Here is a 16,437-nt window from a genome sequence, read left to right as displayed (position 1 = left end):
TCTCTTTTTAAGGATTTATTTACACCTTATACATACAATAATGCAGGAAACCAAGATTCTATGGGCCGATGATGAGATAAACTTATTAAAACCGCATATATTACTATTGAACGAAAAAGGGTACCACGTAACTACATTTACGAATGGAAACGATGCATTGGAGGCTTTTGGCAAGGAGCATTTCGACCTGGTATTTCTGGATGAAAATATGCCCGGCATGAGTGGATTGGAAACCCTTTCGGCCATTAAAAATATAAAAAGTGACATTCCGGTTGTCCTGATTACCAAAAGTGAAGAGGAAAACCTGATGGAGGATGCGATCGGTTCAAAAATTGACGACTATCTGATAAAACCGGTTAATCCTAAGCAAGTATTGCTGACGATTAAAAAAATCATAGACAATAAAAGACTGATCAGTGCCAAAACGTCGATGGCTTATCAACAAGACTTCAGACGTTTAGGCATGACACTGAATGACAAATTAAGCTATGAAGAATGGACAGAAGTTTATAAAAAACTAATTTTCTGGGAACTGGAACTTGAAAAGCTTGATGACCCTCAGATGCATGAAATCCTGACCATGCAAAAGTCTGAAGCAAATACACAGTTCTCTAAATTCATCGAAGACAATTACATTGACTGGGTTAATAAAAGAGGCAAAACACCTTTATTGTCTAATGAGCTGCTTAAAAAGAAAGCATTTCCACATATCAACTCTACTACACCCGTATTCTTTATTCTGATAGATAACCTGAGATACGATCAGTGGAAGATTATCAATCCTTTAATTACAGAACATTTCAGGTTAGACGAAGAAGACATTTATACAAGTATTCTTCCAACAGCAACGCAATACGCAAGAAATTCTATCTTTTCAGGCCTGATGCCGCTCGAAATGGAGAAACGTTTTCCTTCCCTTTGGCAAAATGATGATGAAGAAGGTGGTAAAAACATGCATGAAGAAGCTTTCCTTGCAGATCAGATTAAACGCAGCGTTCGTAAAGACTGTAAATTCAGTTATCATAAAATTCTGACTTATGATGATGGAAAAGCACTTAACGAGCAAATGAATAACCTGATGCAGAATGAGTTCAATGCAATCGTTTACAACTTTGTTGATATGCTGTCTCATGCCCGTACTGATATGGCTATGATCAGAGAGCTGGCAAATGACGATGCTGCTTACCGCTCACTAACGCTTTCGTGGTTTGAGCACTCTCCTTTATTAGAGCTGTTAAAGAAACTTGCACAGAAACAAGTTAAAGTAATTATTACTACAGATCACGGTACAATCAGGGTAAAACATCCGAGTAAAGTAATCGGAGATAGAAATACCAATACAAATCTGCGCTATAAACAAGGCAGAAATCTGAATTTTAATGCAAAAGAGGTATTTTTGATTAAAAATCCTCATGAGGCACAATTGCCTAAAATAAATATCAGCTCTAATTATATTTTCGCCAAAGAAGACCGTTATTTTGTCTATCAGAATAACTACAACCAGTTTGTGAACTACTATAACGAAACGTTCCAGCACGGTGGGATCTCTCTGGAGGAAATGATGATTCCCGTAGCGACTTACAGCTCAAGATAGCCTATTGAAATGAACATTGAAATTAATCACCTGGACGAACTGGACAGTGCCGCTGAAGCACTGCTCAGTTTTGCAGGAAACGAAAAAATATTCGCCTTCGAGGGCGAAATGGGAGCAGGAAAAACAACTTTTATTAAAGTCCTGTGCCAGAAATTAGGCGTAACAGCTGTAGTTAACAGTCCTACATTTTCTATTGTAAACGAATATGCTGCACCAGCTCATCAGGTCATTTATCATTTTGACTTCTATAGAATTAAAAACCTGCAGGAAGTATTTGATATTGGTTATGAAGAGTATTTTTATTCTGGCAATATCTGCCTGATAGAATGGCCCCAGCGAATTGGGGAATTGCTGCCTGAAACTTATATCGAAGTGGGAATTACCGCATTGTCAGAAAACAAACGATCTTTCACCTTCACAAAAATTGCTTAAATTCAGCTTATTTTTCTTAATTTCAATCAAAAAATCAGATAGACAGAATGGCTACAGGATTACGGGAAGAAATGGCCTCTATTGCTCAGAAAGGACTGCTACAGCCTAAAGAGACATTGTCAGAAATCAAACAAAAAAGCAACAGTCTTTATATTGGTATTCCTAAAGAGATCTCTTTTCAGGAAACCCGGATTGCACTTACACCTTTATCCGTTGCACTATTGGTCAATCATGGCCATAAAGTATTGCTGGAAAGTGGTGCTGGTGCTGGTGCAAACTTTTCTGACAATGATTACAGTGAACAGGGTGCACAGATTACATTCAATAAAAAGGATGTATATGATGCTGATATTATCGTGAAAATAGCCCCGCCAACGGTAGAAGAAATCAATCTGATGCATAAAGGACAGACACTCATCTCTGCTTTGCAGATGGGCGCACTTAAAGAAGGTTACCTGAAAGCATTGCTCAATAAAAAGATCAATGCTTTATGCTTTGAGAATTTAAGGGATGAGGGAAATGTTTTAACGGTTGTGCGCGCAATGAGCGAAATCGTAGGTGCAACATCAATCTTCATTGCTGCAGAATATTTAAGCAGTGTAACCGGTGGTAAAGGCTTAATGCTTGGCGGTTTTACAGGTGTGCCTCCTACAGAAATTGTCATCCTTGGCGCTGGAACCGTTGGAGAATATGCAGCAAGAACAGCACTTTCATTAGGTGCCGAGGTAAAAGTATTTGACAGTTCTATTTATCGGTTACGCCGTCTTCAGAATAATCTTGGAAGCCGCGTATTTACCTCTGTCATGCAGCCTATCGTATTAGGAAAGGCTGTAACAACTTGTGATGTGGTGATTGGTGCTATCCGGGCTACACACGGCAGAAGCCCTTGTATTGTAACCGAAGAAACAGTAAGCAGAATGAAACCAGACTCTGTTGTTATTGACGTGAGTATAGATCAGGGCGGGTGTTTTGAAACTTCCGAGGTCACTAACCATAAAGATCCTGTTTTTAGAAAACATGATGTGATCCATTATTGCGTGCCTAATATCGCATCCAGAGTACCCAGAACAGCTTCTTATGCTTTAACCAATATCTTTACCCCAATCCTGGTAGACATAGGCGAAATGGGCGGCTTAATGAGCCTGATCTGGAATAAACCAGGCATCAGGGAAGCGCTTTATATTTATAAAGGCCACCTGACCAGCAAAGATCTGGCTGCCAGGTTTAGCCTGCCTTACAAAGACATTGAATTATTAGTGGCTGCGAATCAATAGCTAAACTGTTGCTGCAAGTTTCGGCTTCCAGACAAATTGCAAGTAAACTAATGCTGCAATGGTAATGCCTGTACAGATGAAAAATGTATGGGGTATAGTTTTGATATTGTCAATAAATAACCATCCGGCCAGCAAAGCACCCAAACCAATTCCAACTTCCAGTGCAATGTACATGGTTGCCATTGCTTTGCCGCGATGTTTTGGATCGCTCAGATCTATTGTCCAGGCATTTACTGTTGGTGAAAGCATTCCTGTTGCTACACCGTATAATGCAGAAGCGGCCATTAAGGTAAAAGATGAATTCGCAAAGCCCGTGCATAACAACGAAACGGCCAGTAATGCAAGAGATATTTTAAGGATTAAGACCCTTCCATGTTTGTCAGAGGCCTTCCCTGCAATAAACCGGATGAGCAAAGAAGACAGGGTAAATACCATAAAAAACAAGCCTTTATTACTGGTGCCAAGATATTTGCTCCAATCTCCGACTACAGTCAGGATTACGCCATAACTCACATAACTCAGCAGTGTGATTATAGCTGCAGGAATCACTCTCCATTCAATAATATCCTGTCTTTTAATCTTTAACAGGGAGAAGCTGAAAGGCTTTTTTTCTTTCAGCGTCTCTTTCATATTTCCAAGGATTACAATGGATGACAAAGCAAAAATTGAAGAGCAATAAAACAAGACGTTAATGGAAAAATGATCGGTTATGGTACTCCCAATGGCGGGGCCGATGGCCATACCTGTACTAAAACAAATTCCATGAATCCCCATCGCTTCTCCCCACCTGTTTTCCGGAACCAGATCTGCTACATAAGCGGCTGTTGCTGTTGGCTTAAACCCGGTAGAAAATCCATGAATTAACCTAAGAAACAGAAATCCGGCAACTGTGGTCAGTACAGGATACAGGAATCCGCAAACAAAGCAAACTATTGACCCTACAGCCATTATTGGCACACGGCCGATAGTATCAGTCAGTTTACCACTAAAAGGTCTGGAAATCCCAGCTGTAAGCGTAAACAGTGCAACGATCAATCCTTTATAAGAAGCACCACCCATCGCACTCAGGTAGGCAGGCAATTCGGGGATCAGCATGTTAAAACTAGCAGAAAAAAGGAAGGAACTTAAACATACCAGGCCAAATTGCAGGGTATAAATCGATTGATCGGACTTTTGCATATCCGCACAAAAATAAAGATAAAATTTAGAGAAGCAGTTTAAATTGAGATGATAAAATTGTAAAGTACAGGATTGTTTTTTACAACAGTTTTGGGACGGCTGTAGTAAAGTTGTACTGCTGTTTATTTCAACTTAATACTGATCGTGGATATACCCCATAAGTTTGGCCATTTCAGCCTTTAATTCTTTAACAGGGCCCATAAAACTGTTATTCATGAAAGAAAAAACAAGTATTTTTCCCTTTTTGGTAACGATATAACCGCTTTGATTATAATTATTGGAAAAAGTTCCGGTTTTCGCAAATACAAAAGGGTGGTCTGTTTTAGGATAAGCATTTTTAAGTGTTCCGCTCAATCCACCGGCAGGAAGCATACTAAAGAGTTTTTCTCTGTTATTTACCTCTTTATCTATCATTTGAAGCAGTAAAATCATATCTCTGGGGCTGAATAGGTTCATTCTTGACACCCCCGATCCATCTACCCAGCGCGGACGGTGAGGCAAATCTTTCAGATATTTGTCCAGTATATACCGGATCGCGTCAGTACTGCTTAGTTCCTGCTGAAATTGATTTGAATAAACCAATAAAAGCTGTTCGGCAATAAAATTATCGCTTGACAAAAGCATTTCCCGGAAAAGATCTTCAGACCTGCTGTTATAAATTGTCTTTGCTGTAGCAGGCATTGCTAACCGGATGAGCTGAACATCACGCCCCAAAGTATCCCTCAGCAGGTTTAATGTAGTCGAAATACTTGTCTTATAAGGGACCAATTGTGTAAAATCAATAGGTATAACCCCCGAAGGATAGTTAAATTCATTCTTTTCCAGCGCTCTGACCACCCTGAACTCCTTCTCCTTATTTAAACTGTCTTTCACCAGGCAAAGATTAAAATGCTGCGGATTAACAGCAATCTTTCCGTCTTCATTTTTGAATTCTACCAGATTATCCTGCATAGGCAACTCTGTTATTTCTGCCTGTGTATCGTCATTATAATCATCCCATGCCCAGCCCTGTCCATAAACATTGCCCGTATATCTGCCTGCAGCAAAAAATAGCTGCCTGGTACTTGTGCTTAAAAATTTAAAGGTTTTATCTGTTTTCATTCTCCGCTTTAAAAAGGATGGATCTCCTGTTCCCCAGAAAATAAGAGAATCACCGCGTTCTATGTAACGTATAGCGGGAATAGAATCTGGTATCATTTTCAGCCCTGCATAAAAAGTATATAACTTTGTATTAGAGGCGGGAATAAAATATTTGTCCGCATTTTGCGCATAAATCAGCTCATTCTGAGTTAAACCGGAGATGGCAAACCCGACAAGATGGTCATTGAGAACAGGTGAATCCTTTAAAAAACGAGAAACATCTTTGGCTAACCGATGCTGTACGGAGCAGCTTTCAAGAAATAGCAAAATCAGCAATGCTGAAATGAAAAATGATTGGATGCGGTATGCTTTTTTAAATTCCATTATACGCTTTACCATTGATATAGGTCGAATATATTGCTTTTTCCGAAAATACGGATACGCTTTGATTTAAACTCGGGCCTATTTTGTAACGTTGCAATTACGTTGCATTATTTTAAGCTGACAATGAATATTTTTACGACTTCAACCCAAACCCCAAATTTTTTGACTACCAATGAATTCAAAAACTAAATTACTGGCCCTTGCCGGTATGTGTTTTTTAAGTGCGGTATGCAGTGAAACTGCTTCTGCACAGAAAAAATCTAAAAAAACAGCTGCGACTGCAGCGCCCGCTCCCACTATTCCAGCCCCGAAAAAAGAAGGACTGAAGCCATTTTCTGAAGTGATCACTGCAAAAGCAAGGACGAAAAATGGATTATTCAAAACCTATAGGGTAGATGACAAATGGTATTTCGAGATTCCAGACAGTTTATTAAACCGCGAAATGCTTGTCGTTACCCGTTTAAATAAAGTCCCATCTGGCGTATCTGTTGGGAATCAGCAATATGGCGGAGAAGAATTAAATGACCAGGTTTGGCAATGGGAACGTCGCGGGAAGCAGGTTTTTATTCGTGTACCCAGTTATTCTGTAAGAGCTGACAGCACTTCAGATATGTACCAATCTGTTAAAAATTCAAACTTGTCTACAATTCTTGCCAGTTTTGAGATTAAAGCTTACAATAAAGACACTACAGGTGTTGTGATTGATATCACTGATTTTTACAATGGTGATGTCGTAGCTATCGGCGCTACTGATGCCCTAAGGAAAGCTTATAAAGCAAGTGCTTTAGATGCCGGACGGTCTTATGTAGACACGATCAAAACTTTCCCAATAAATATTGAAGTAGTGACCAGCAAAACTTATAGGTCGGCAGAATCACCAATCGACAATAGCATTGGTGCGGTAACTTTTGAATTCAATACTTCGATGCTCCTTTTACCAAAAACACCGGTTAAAGCGAGATTAACAGATCCAAGAGTAGGCTATTTCGGCCAATCCCAAACAGATTATGGGACAGATGCCCAAAAGGCAGAACGCACGGCCTATATCCACCGCTGGAATTTAGTGCCTAAAGATACTGCTGCTTATATGCGTGGCGAATTGGTAGAACCTGTTAAACCAATTGTAATTTATATTGACCCGGCTACTCCAAAAAAATGGGTTCCTTATTTAATTCAGGGGATTAATGACTGGCAGGTTGCCTTTCAGGAAGCAGGGTTCAAAAATGCGATTATTGGAAAAGAAGCTCCTACTCCTGCACAGGACCCTGATTTTAGTGTAGAGGATTCCAGGTATTCTGTGGTGCGCTATTTTGCTTCAAACATCTCAAATGCCTATGGTCCGCATGTTTCTGATCCACGTACCGGACAAATTCTGGAGACTCATATCGGTTGGTATCATAATGTCATGAATTTACTGAGAAACTGGTATTTTGTGCAAACTGCTGCTGTTAATCCGGCAGCCAGAAAAGCTAAATTTGATGATAAACAAATGGGTGAACTGATCCGTTTTGTTTCTTCACACGAAATTGGGCATACGCTTGGTCTGCCTCATAATTTTGGTTCAAGTTATGCCTATCCTGTAGATTCTCTTCGTTCGAAAACCTTTACCAATACACACGGAACAGCACCATCCATTATGGACTATGCACGTTTCAATTATATCGCTCAACCTGGTGATGGGGTAACTAAACTGCATCCTGAAATTGGTGAATATGATAAATGGTCTATTAAATGGGGGTATACCTGGTTTCCGGGCAACTTAACTGCTAAGCAGGAAAGAGCAAAACTGGATGTATGGACAATTGCCAAAGCAGGAAATCCATTGTATTACTATGGTCGCCAGGGCACAAGTCTAGATCCGCGTTTACAAAGTGAAGATTTAGGAGACAATGCAATGAAAGCCAGTACTTATGGTATTGCTAATTTAAAGCGTATCCTTCCGAATATAGAAATATGGACTTACCAGAAAGGGGAAGATTTTAGTGACTTGAAAGAACTCTATAACGAAGTTATTACGCAATATAGCAGGTATATGAGCCATGTAAGGGCAAATGTTGGCGGCATGAGTGAGAACTTTAAAACGACTGATCAGAAAGGAACTGTTTATTCTTATTTGTCTAAAGCTAAACAAAAAGAAGCGATCACATTTTTCAATACACAGTTGTTTACTACACCGGTATGGCTGATTAATAATGAGCAGCTGAATAAATTCGATAACGGACAAATATTGAATAAAATAAAAGCAGTGCAAACCAGTACACTAGGTCAGTTAATGGCTCCTTCCCGTATTGCACGCTTACTGGATAATGAAGCAAAAAACGGTACGGCAAATTCGTATACGCTTCCTGAACTGTTTACCGACCTGAAAACAAGCGTATTCTCTGCCAGCAGACCAGATGCTTTTAAACGTAATTTACAACGTTCTTATGTAGAGACGTTAACGCAATTGATGACCAAAGAAATGGATGTTCCACCAGGAGCAAACTCCGAAGGTCTTGCTAGTTATGGCATTACCCCTATTAATGTTTCTTTGTCGGATATCAGGCCATTGGTAAGAGCTGAATTGAAATCACTGTTAACATTAACTAAAACAAGGGCTTTAGCAGGCGATAACCTGACAAAAGCGCATTATGATGACTTGGTGATCAGGATCAATGCTGTTCTTTTTCCTAAAAAATAAGCGGATGTAATATCCTTTAATCAGCCCTTAAGCTCTATTTTTATAGCTTAAGGGCTTTTCTTTGATTAAACCCAGTTATGATTCGCAAAGAAAGCCTGATATATTTGCAAGAAAAAAACGTTGTTTGTACTATGAGACCAATCACCTCCTTGTCTATTTTTATAAGTTTGAGCCTGTTACTGACTGCGTGCAATACGAAAGCAAAGAAAGAAAAATTACCAGAACATGTAAAGTTAGATGTGACTCCGGTCAAAGGAATCAGGTATACGGAAGTAAAACGTCGTTTCAGCAATGGGTTATCTTTCGATACGACTGGTTTTCAGCAGGAACCAAGCTGGATTATTCAATTTAAATCTGCCGATACAGTGCTGGCTTATGATCCTGCCCAGAAAATCATGCAACCCTTTCATTTGCACCATGACCATGCTGATGTCTTTAATTTTGCGAAAGAATGGTTCAGGTTTAAGCTGATCAGCAAAGATAGCCTCGTTTTTCAACGGCTTCAGGTGAATAAAAAAGAGATAGCAGATGATATCCGTTCGGATGTAAACATGACTTTTTATGCCGATGACTATATCAAAAATAAATTAAAAACTACTGCTGAAAAGTTGCAGCGACCAAGTAAAGCGGATACCCTTTTTATTGCAGAAATGGTAGCTAAAGCAACTCAATATCCGGATCAAAGGGACAGTGTATTTGCGGGCCGGCAAGTGGTTTCTTTGCGTGCGCGCGATAACCGTATTACTGTAGAGCGTTTAAGCAGCGTCGATAAATTGAATGGCAGAACAGAGGCTTACGATTACCTCTATCCGCAGTATAAACTGGTTATTCCGGATGCTTATAAAGAATTCGCTTATGAGTTTAATGTCCTGGTCGATGAAAAGGGAAAAATGAGATTAAGTTATTTTTTCACTAACCTTCCCGAATTCAGGGAAACGAGAAAAAAAGTTCTGGAAGGAATTATCAGCGTTTATTTGCAAAATTTACTAATAATTAAACCTGGGAGTACTCTTGGCGTGCCTCATACAAGCGAAATTACGGTAGATGTAGTCGGGAGAAAACCTTCAAAATAAATCGTCAAAAATTATATTTATCAAAAAATGAAGCATTTGCGGATTATAAAAAAATAATTACTACATTGCAGACTTAATTATTAATACATAATACAATGCAAGAAGGAACAGTAAAATTTTTCAATGTAACTAAAGGTTTTGGATTTATCGTACCAGCGAATGGCGATAGCGAAATTTTTGTACATTCAACAGGCCTTATCGATGAAATCCGTGAAAACGACAAAGTAGAATACGATGTTGAAAGCGGTAAAAAAGGTTTGAATGCGATCAATGTTAAAGTAATCTAGATTATTATAACCATAATTCGTACAAGCTTCCTGATGAGATATCGGGAAGCTTTTTTTATGCCCTTTGAAATCCATCCGGGATAAAACAAGGCTGTTTCCCCAATTTTGAATAAAAAACAACAATTACATTCGTTCTCTGTTCAAGGCTTTTCTATCTTTAAATTCAGAAACAGCTTAAACGGGCTTTTATATAGCAGAAATGGATAGCAATTACAGCCTTTTAATTTCAAAGATCAATGAATTTAAGCAGCAGTTTTATCTTAATAAACTGTTTCATGGCCTTATTTATACGCTTGCGCTTTTATTTGCCCTTTACCTTTTCTTATTTGTGCTGGTGTATTATTCGCACCCTGCCCCCCTTGTCAAAACGATCCTCTTCTTTTCCTATCTGCTGATTTTACTCGTTTCTATAACTGTTGGTATTGTTAAGCCTGCTCTCGCCTATTTCAGGTTGAGTAAGACCATTAGTTTAGAAGAGTCGGCAGAGATTATTGGAAACCATTTCGAGCATGTACGTGATAAATTGCTGAATACTTTACAGCTTAAAGCACTGGCAGATTTATCTCCTGAGCATAATCAATTAATTTTAGCAGGAATAGACCAGAAGATCAATGAATTAACACCAGTTCCATTCAGTAAAGCGATTAATCTTGGGGATAATAAAAAACTAATTAAGTATTTTATAGTTCCGCTGGTGTTGATTATAGCCATCGGGATCATAGCTCCTGCTGTTTTAAAAGAAGGAACTAAAAGCTTTGTTAAGTATGATCAGGAGGTTTTACCTGTAGCTCCTTTTGATTTTGTACTGCTCAATAAAACTCTTGTAGTGACACAGGGTGACGATTTACAGCTAAATATCAAAATAGACGGAGATCAACTCCCGCAAGAAATATATTTAAAAGAGGGACTTAATACTTTTAAGCTGGATAAAAAATCAAATAGTAGTTTTCAGTATACTTTAAAAAACTTACAGAAAACACAGCTGGTCCGCTTTAGTGCAGGCGGTTTTGATTCCAGGTCTTATAAGCTGATTGTTAAACCCAGACCAGCTGTTTTAACGATGGAAGCGCATTTGAATTACCCTTCTTATTTGAAGAAAAAGAAGGAAACGATTTCCAATGCAGGAGATTTAACCCTGCCGGAAGGAACTGTTGTCACCTGGGTTGTTTCCACTGAAAATACGAAACAATTAGTATTTGCATTGGGTAACCAGCTTCAGGAACTCTCTGTGGAAAATAATTCAGCGGAGTTTAAAGCTGTACTCAAAAAGAGCCAGAACTACCGGGTTATTCCTAAAAATGAATTTTCTGTACATCAGGATTCAATCAGCCATAAAATTGAGGTAATTGCAGATCTTTCTCCTGCTATAGAAGTCAAAGAAACGGCGGACTCACTGAGCCGCAAAGCTTTATATTTCACAGGGAATATTCATGATGATCATGGTTTCAGCGCTTTAAAATTCGTTTATACGCTTAAAGAAAATGGCATCACTAAAAAAACAGTATATACAGGTATTCCCGTCAAAGCAAATCAACTGGAGAACTCTTTCTTCTATTTCTGGAATCTCAAAAATATAGAAATTAAGCCTGGCCAAGTACTGGAATACTACCTGGAAGTAGCGGATAATGATGCCGTGAATGGGCCTAAAAAAAGCCGCACCGCGGTCAGGACTTATGAGCAGCCTACTGCCAGTCAGCTGGATAAGCAGACAAATACCGCAAGCACCCTGTTGAAACAAAAAATGGAGTCGGCAATTAAACTCGCTGGCCAGGTAGAAAAAGAAAGTAAAAAGCTTGGAGAAACTTTACTGGACAAAAAAGAACTCACTTTTGAGGATAAAAAAGATATTGGACTGCTGCTGGAAAAGCAGAAGAAATTAGAGGCTGTTGTCAGGGAAATCCAGGAAGCCAAACAAAAAAACACTTTTAATTCTACAGAAAATGAAGATTTAAAGAAGGAATTGGCAGAGAAACAGAAACAAATTGATGATTTGTTTAACAATGTCCTCGATCCTAAAACCAAAGAGCTGCTGGAAAAACTGCAAAGCCTGGTTACCCAAAATAATAAAGATCAGACGCAACAGGAGTTGAGCAAAATGACCATGGATAATAAATCCTTAAAGAATGAACTTGACCGGATCCTGGAATTATATAAGCAATTGGAATTTGAGCAAAATCTGCAAAATAAGATCGACCGTTTAGCCGGCCTTGCCAAGACACAAAAAGAATTGAGCAAAGCTACCAAAGACCAGAAAAATTCATTGGATGAGTTGCAAAAGAAGCAGCAAAAGCAACAACAGGAATTTAATGAGCTGAAAAAAGAGATGAAAGAACTGGATGCTAAAAACCAGGCTTTGGAAAGACCTAACCCTTTTTCACCACAGGAAAAAACAGCACAGCAAATTCAGCAGCAACAGCAGCAAAGCCTGGAAAAGTTAACTAAAAATCAAAGGCAAAAAGCTTCGGAACAGCAGGAAAAAGCAGGTGATCAATTGCAGGAAATGGCAGACCAGCTTAAAGAGGAACAGCAGTCTGCAACTGAGGCTGAAAATAATTTGCAGGTAGAGGAATTAAGGTTATTACTTCAGCATTTGCTAAAAACTTCTTTTGATCAGGAAAAGGTGATGCTTAGTTTAAAGAAAATGGCTTTCAATGACCCTGCGTATATCGGCAATGTCCAGTTACAACGTGGCATAAAGGATAATTTAAAAACGATTTCAGATAGTTTGTCTGCCTTGAGCAAAAGGGTTCCTCAGATCCAGAGTGCGGTGGGTGAAGAAATGCAGCAAATCAATTTTAATCTGGATAAAAGTCTGGAAAACCTGGCTGAACGCAGGACTTATGAGGCAGTTAAAAATCAACAATACACCATGACTTCAATTAATAACCTGGCTTTAATGTTGAATGAGGCACTGGAACAATTGGAAAAAAACAAGCGCAATTCTAAATCTGGCGGAAAAGGGAAAGGGAAACAGTCTATGCAGCAGCTTCAGCAAATGCAGCAGCAGCTGAACAAGAATATGGAGCAGGCCAGACAAAAGCTTCAAAAAGAAGGTAAACAAGGAAGCGTACCTAAAGGAGAAATGAGCGAAAGTTTTGCAAAAATGGCGCAACAACAGCAGCTGATCCGCGAAGCTTTACAGAAACTCAATACGGAACAAAATAAAGATGGAAGTGGTGGCCTGGGTAATTTAAACCAGGTGATCAAAGACATGAAAACGACGGAGTCCGATCTGATCAATAAAAGGCTGGAAGATGCAACCATTAAACGTCAACAAGGCGTATTGACTAAATTACTGGATGCTGAAAAAGCCAGCAGAGAACAAAGTGAAGATGAGAAAAGAGAAAGCAAAGTTGGAAAAGATTTCCCCCCGTCCTATCCTAAATTGTTAGAACAGTTCAAAAAGAAACAAGCTGCCGAGCAAGAATTATTACAAAAATTACCTCCATCGCTCAATTACTATTACAAAAATAAAATAGCAGACTACTTTAAATTGCTAAATTTGCAACCGTAAATAGTATGTCATGAGCAAACCAGCAGTACATTTTTTTTTAGAAAATGTTAAGTATACCCTTAAAAATAAAACAATTATCAGAAACTGGATCAATGAGACTATTATTGCAGAAGGTTTTCAGTTGGAGGAGTTAACTTTTATTCTTTGTTCTGACGAATATTTGCTGGCTATAAACCAGCAATACTTAAATCATGATACTTATACTGATGTAATTACTTTTGATAACTCTGAGGCACCCGAAATGATTCAAGGAGATATCTTTATCAGTATAGAACGTATCCAGGAAAATGCTAAGCAATTTAAGAGTACAGTTCAGCATGAATTGTGCAGAGTGATTATTCATGGTACTTTACATCTATTAGGCTATAAGGACAAAGGAAAGGCGGCAAAAGCGTTGATGACCCAGAAAGAAGATCAATATTTGACGCTATTCAATGCCGCATTGACTAAAACAGCAGTATAATCGCTATTAAACATATTACCAAATCACTTATCTGCTGTAAATCAACAACTTAATAGCAAATTTGATGTCTTAAAAAAATGACCTCATTTAAAGCGTTATAAGCCCTTTTTAAAACTTCTTAAACTCATAAGTTCAAAACAGCAATAATTGCATTAATCTGCTTATAAAGCACCGAAAACGGCACGTTAAGTCCCTTAGTCATTTAAATTCTATCGTTTTCGCAAATCTTGGCTTTTTAAGATTCGGGTTAGCCATAAATACGTTTCTGCAGCTACATTTTATTCTTCCTGTTTGAGGTGACCTTCTAACTCATTTCCTAAATAACTTTACCTTTCAGATTTTTCAAATCATGCCCAAGAGTGTTTTTGCATATACTTATAACTCCGTAGGTTACTAAATTGTAATATAATATTTAGTTGTTTAAACACATGAATATGATACCCACAAATATTGCTTACTTTTGCGGATAATTTCTTATCTGATAATTCGTTAAAAATATACTTTGAGCACATTAATTGCAGCAGAAAATTTAGGCCATGCCTATAATGATGAATGGTTATTCAAAAATTTAACCTTAGGCATCCAGACTGGTCAGCGCGTAGCGCTGGTTGGTATCAACGGAGCTGGTAAAAGCACCCTATTAAAATTATTGGCCGAGCGGTTTACTCCGCTGGAAGGGAAAATAGTAAAAAATAAATTCGTTAAGATTGGTTTCCTCGATCAGGAGCCCTCCTTTCCTGATGGATATTCTATCAGTGATTTTATTTTTTCTACAGACAATAAGCAGCAACAGTTAATCAAAGAATATGAAGAACTGATTGAAGACCCAAATCCAGATGAAAAAAAACTTAATCGTTTATACGAGGAATTAAGTGAACATAATGCCTGGGAATATGAGCATGAAATTAAAACGATTTTAAGCCGTATGGGAATTAATCACCTGCAGCAAAAAATTTCAACGCTTTCTGGTGGTCAGAAAAAACGTCTGGCTTTAGCCAAACTTTTGATTGAGGACCCTGAGATTTATGTATTGGATGAGCCAACAAATCATCTTGACATTGATACGATTGAATGGTTAGAGAAATTATTGACTTCAGGAAATAAAACAATATTACTGGTTACGCATGACAGGTATTTCCTGGACAATGTATGTAATACAATTGTGGAACTGGACAGAGGTAAGATTTACAATTACAATGGGAACTATGCCTATTTCCTGGAAAAGAAATCGGAACGTGAAGCTTCTGATGACAGTACTTTCCAAAAGAATAAAAATCTCCTGAAGAAAGAATTGGAATGGATGCGCAGAATGCCTGCGGCAAGAACAACTAAATCTCAATCAAGAATTGATGCCTTTTATGATTTAGAAAGTAAAACCAAACAACGTTCTGATACTGGAAGCGTAACCTTAAGCATGAAGATGTCACGCCAGGGAAACAAGATTCTGGAGCTGGATCATATCGGTCAGTCTTTTGATGAGAAAAAAATAATCAATGATTTCAGTTATACTTTCAAACGTGCAGACCGTATTGGTTTGGCAGGAAAAAATGGAACTGGAAAATCTACTTTATTAAATATTATTACTGGCTTCCAGATTCCTGAAAAAGGTAAGGTAAGCACCGGAGAAACTACTGTTTATGGGTATTATAAACAAGGTGGTTTAGCCTTCAATGAAAAAGAACGAGTTATTGATATTGTAAAATCAGATGCTGAATATATTAAGATGGCTGATGGTTCCATGATCTCAGCTTCTCAATTATTAACCTTATTCCTCTTCCCTCCTAAAAAGCAACATGGGATGGTAGAAAAATTAAGTGGAGGAGAGAAAAAGCGTTTACACCTGATGAAGGTTTTAATGCAAAACCCAAATTTCCTGATCCTGGATGAGCCAACCAATGATTTAGATATTGATACGTTAAATGTATTGGAAGAGTTCCTGGAAAACTTCCCTGGTGTATTAATTTTGGTTTCTCACGATAGGTATTTATTAGACAAAATGAGTGAGCAATTATTCATTATGGAAGGTGAAGGAATCGTTAGTATTTACAATGGTAATTATTCTGAGTACAGAATTAGCCTGGATACGCCTAAAGAAAAAGCAGAAACAAAGTCGAATAAGAACGAACAAAAAACTACTGTTATCCCTGCCAATAAATTGACTTATAAAGAGCAGAAAGAGCTAGACGATTCAGAAGCTAAAATTGCAGAGATTGAAAATGAAATTGATAAACTAACTAATTCTATGCTCGCAATCGATAGTGCTAATTATATGGAGATACAAGAAGTGACGAAAGCTATCGAAAAGCTGAATACTTCTTTAGAGCAGACTATGGAACGTTGGGTAGAGTTATCAGAAAAGATAAACAAAACGACTTAATTAAAGAAATAACAAATCATTATAAGGCTTTTTAAAGCATTTACAAGTTTAAGCAAGCCCGTTAAGCTAACATAAAAATTAACGTTCCACGTGAAACACC

General features: G+C 38.1%; 11 protein-coding genes. 9 read left to right on the top strand and 2 right to left on the bottom strand.

The genetic code is table 11. From position 1 onward, the window contains the following. Window positions 1–40 precede the first annotated feature (40 nt). The 3 genes from AY601_RS20860 to AY601_RS20850 are packed head-to-tail and all read left to right on the top strand — an operon-like array spanning window position 41 to window position 3,300. Complete coding sequence (locus tag AY601_RS20860; protein WP_041883582.1) at window positions 41–1,594, top strand: bifunctional response regulator/alkaline phosphatase family protein; 1,554 nt, start codon at window positions 41–43, stop codon at window positions 1,592–1,594. A 9-nt stretch (window positions 1,595–1,603) separates the two neighbouring features. Next, window positions 1,604–2,026, top strand: a complete 423-nt coding sequence (tsaE, locus tag AY601_RS20855; protein WP_068404739.1) for a tRNA (adenosine(37)-N6)-threonylcarbamoyltransferase complex ATPase subunit type 1 TsaE — start codon at window positions 1,604–1,606, stop codon at window positions 2,024–2,026. 47 nt (window positions 2,027–2,073) lie between these two features. Continuing rightward, window positions 2,074–3,300 carry an alanine dehydrogenase gene (locus AY601_RS20850; protein WP_068404737.1) on the top strand — a complete coding sequence of 409 codons (1,227 nt, stop codon included), beginning with the start codon at window positions 2,074–2,076 and terminating at the stop codon, window positions 3,298–3,300. Here AY601_RS20850 and AY601_RS20845 read toward each other — a convergent pair whose 3' ends face one another. After that, entirely contained in the window at window positions 3,301–4,479 is a 1,179-nt protein-coding gene (locus tag AY601_RS20845) for an MFS transporter (protein WP_068404735.1), read from the bottom strand. 132 nt (window positions 4,480–4,611) lie between these two features. Then, a complete protein-coding gene (locus AY601_RS20840) occupies window positions 4,612–5,943 on the bottom strand; it encodes a D-alanyl-D-alanine carboxypeptidase/D-alanyl-D-alanine-endopeptidase (RefSeq protein ID WP_232324641.1) in 1,332 nt (443 codons plus the stop codon). Between the two features lie 172 nt (window positions 5,944–6,115). Here AY601_RS20840 and AY601_RS20835 point away from each other — a divergent pair, with 172 nt between their 5' ends. The 6 genes from AY601_RS20835 to AY601_RS20810 all read left to right on the top strand — a co-directional run bounded on the left by AY601_RS20835 (window position 6,116) and on the right by AY601_RS20810 (window position 16,337). Continuing rightward, the gene (locus AY601_RS20835) at window positions 6,116–8,623 is read left to right on the top strand and encodes a zinc-dependent metalloprotease (protein WP_068404730.1); all 2,508 of its coding nucleotides are present in this window, start codon (window positions 6,116–6,118) and stop codon (window positions 8,621–8,623) included. A gap of 131 nt (window positions 8,624–8,754) precedes the next feature. Then, on the top strand, window positions 8,755–9,696 hold the full coding sequence (locus tag AY601_RS20830; RefSeq protein ID WP_068407780.1) for a hypothetical protein: 942 nt from the start codon (window positions 8,755–8,757) through the stop codon (window positions 9,694–9,696). Between the two features lie 95 nt (window positions 9,697–9,791). Continuing rightward, window positions 9,792–9,983 (top strand): cold-shock protein, encoded by a 192-nt coding sequence (locus AY601_RS20825; protein WP_037441187.1) that lies wholly within the window; start codon window positions 9,792–9,794, stop codon window positions 9,981–9,983. A gap of 199 nt (window positions 9,984–10,182) precedes the next feature. After that, a complete protein-coding gene (locus AY601_RS20820) occupies window positions 10,183–13,497 on the top strand; it encodes a DUF4175 family protein (protein ID WP_068404728.1) in 3,315 nt (1,104 codons plus the stop codon). A 10-nt stretch (window positions 13,498–13,507) separates the two neighbouring features. Then, window positions 13,508–13,960 carry an rRNA maturation RNase YbeY gene (ybeY, locus tag AY601_RS20815; protein WP_068404726.1) on the top strand — a complete coding sequence of 151 codons (453 nt, stop codon included), beginning with the start codon at window positions 13,508–13,510 and terminating at the stop codon, window positions 13,958–13,960. Between the two features lie 502 nt (window positions 13,961–14,462). Further along, entirely contained in the window at window positions 14,463–16,337 is a 1,875-nt protein-coding gene (locus AY601_RS20810; RefSeq protein WP_068404724.1) for an ABC-F family ATP-binding cassette domain-containing protein, read from the top strand. Window positions 16,338–16,437 lie beyond the last annotated feature (100 nt).

The sequence above is a fragment of the Pedobacter cryoconitis genome (assembly GCF_001590605.1).
Taxonomy (GTDB): Bacteria; Bacteroidota; Bacteroidia; order Sphingobacteriales; family Sphingobacteriaceae; genus Pedobacter; species Pedobacter cryoconitis_A.
The sequence above is the reverse complement of the archived record's forward strand: the minus strand, read 5'-3'. Positions and strand labels throughout refer to the sequence as shown.

Bases quoted from the DNA above. Each gene is read 5' to 3' on its own strand.
- AY601_RS20860 (WP_041883582.1), top strand. From the start codon at position 41: ATGCAGGAAACCAAGATTCTATGGGCCGATGATGAGATAAACTTATTA.
- tsaE (WP_068404739.1), top strand. From the start codon at position 1,604: ATGAACATTGAAATTAATCACCTGGACGAACTGGACAGTGCCGCTGAA.
- AY601_RS20850 (WP_068404737.1), top strand. From the start codon at position 2,074: ATGGCTACAGGATTACGGGAAGAAATGGCCTCTATTGCTCAGAAAGGA.
- AY601_RS20845 (WP_068404735.1), bottom strand. From the start codon at position 4,479: ATGCAAAAGTCCGATCAATCGATTTATACCCTGCAATTTGGCCTGGTA.
- AY601_RS20840 (WP_232324641.1), bottom strand. From the start codon at position 5,943: ATGGAATTTAAAAAAGCATACCGCATCCAATCATTTTTCATTTCAGCA.
- AY601_RS20835 (WP_068404730.1), top strand. From the start codon at position 6,116: ATGAATTCAAAAACTAAATTACTGGCCCTTGCCGGTATGTGTTTTTTA.
- AY601_RS20830 (WP_068407780.1), top strand. From the start codon at position 8,755: ATGAGACCAATCACCTCCTTGTCTATTTTTATAAGTTTGAGCCTGTTA.
- AY601_RS20825 (WP_037441187.1), top strand. From the start codon at position 9,792: ATGCAAGAAGGAACAGTAAAATTTTTCAATGTAACTAAAGGTTTTGGA.
- AY601_RS20820 (WP_068404728.1), top strand. From the start codon at position 10,183: ATGGATAGCAATTACAGCCTTTTAATTTCAAAGATCAATGAATTTAAG.
- ybeY (WP_068404726.1), top strand. From the start codon at position 13,508: ATGAGCAAACCAGCAGTACATTTTTTTTTAGAAAATGTTAAGTATACC.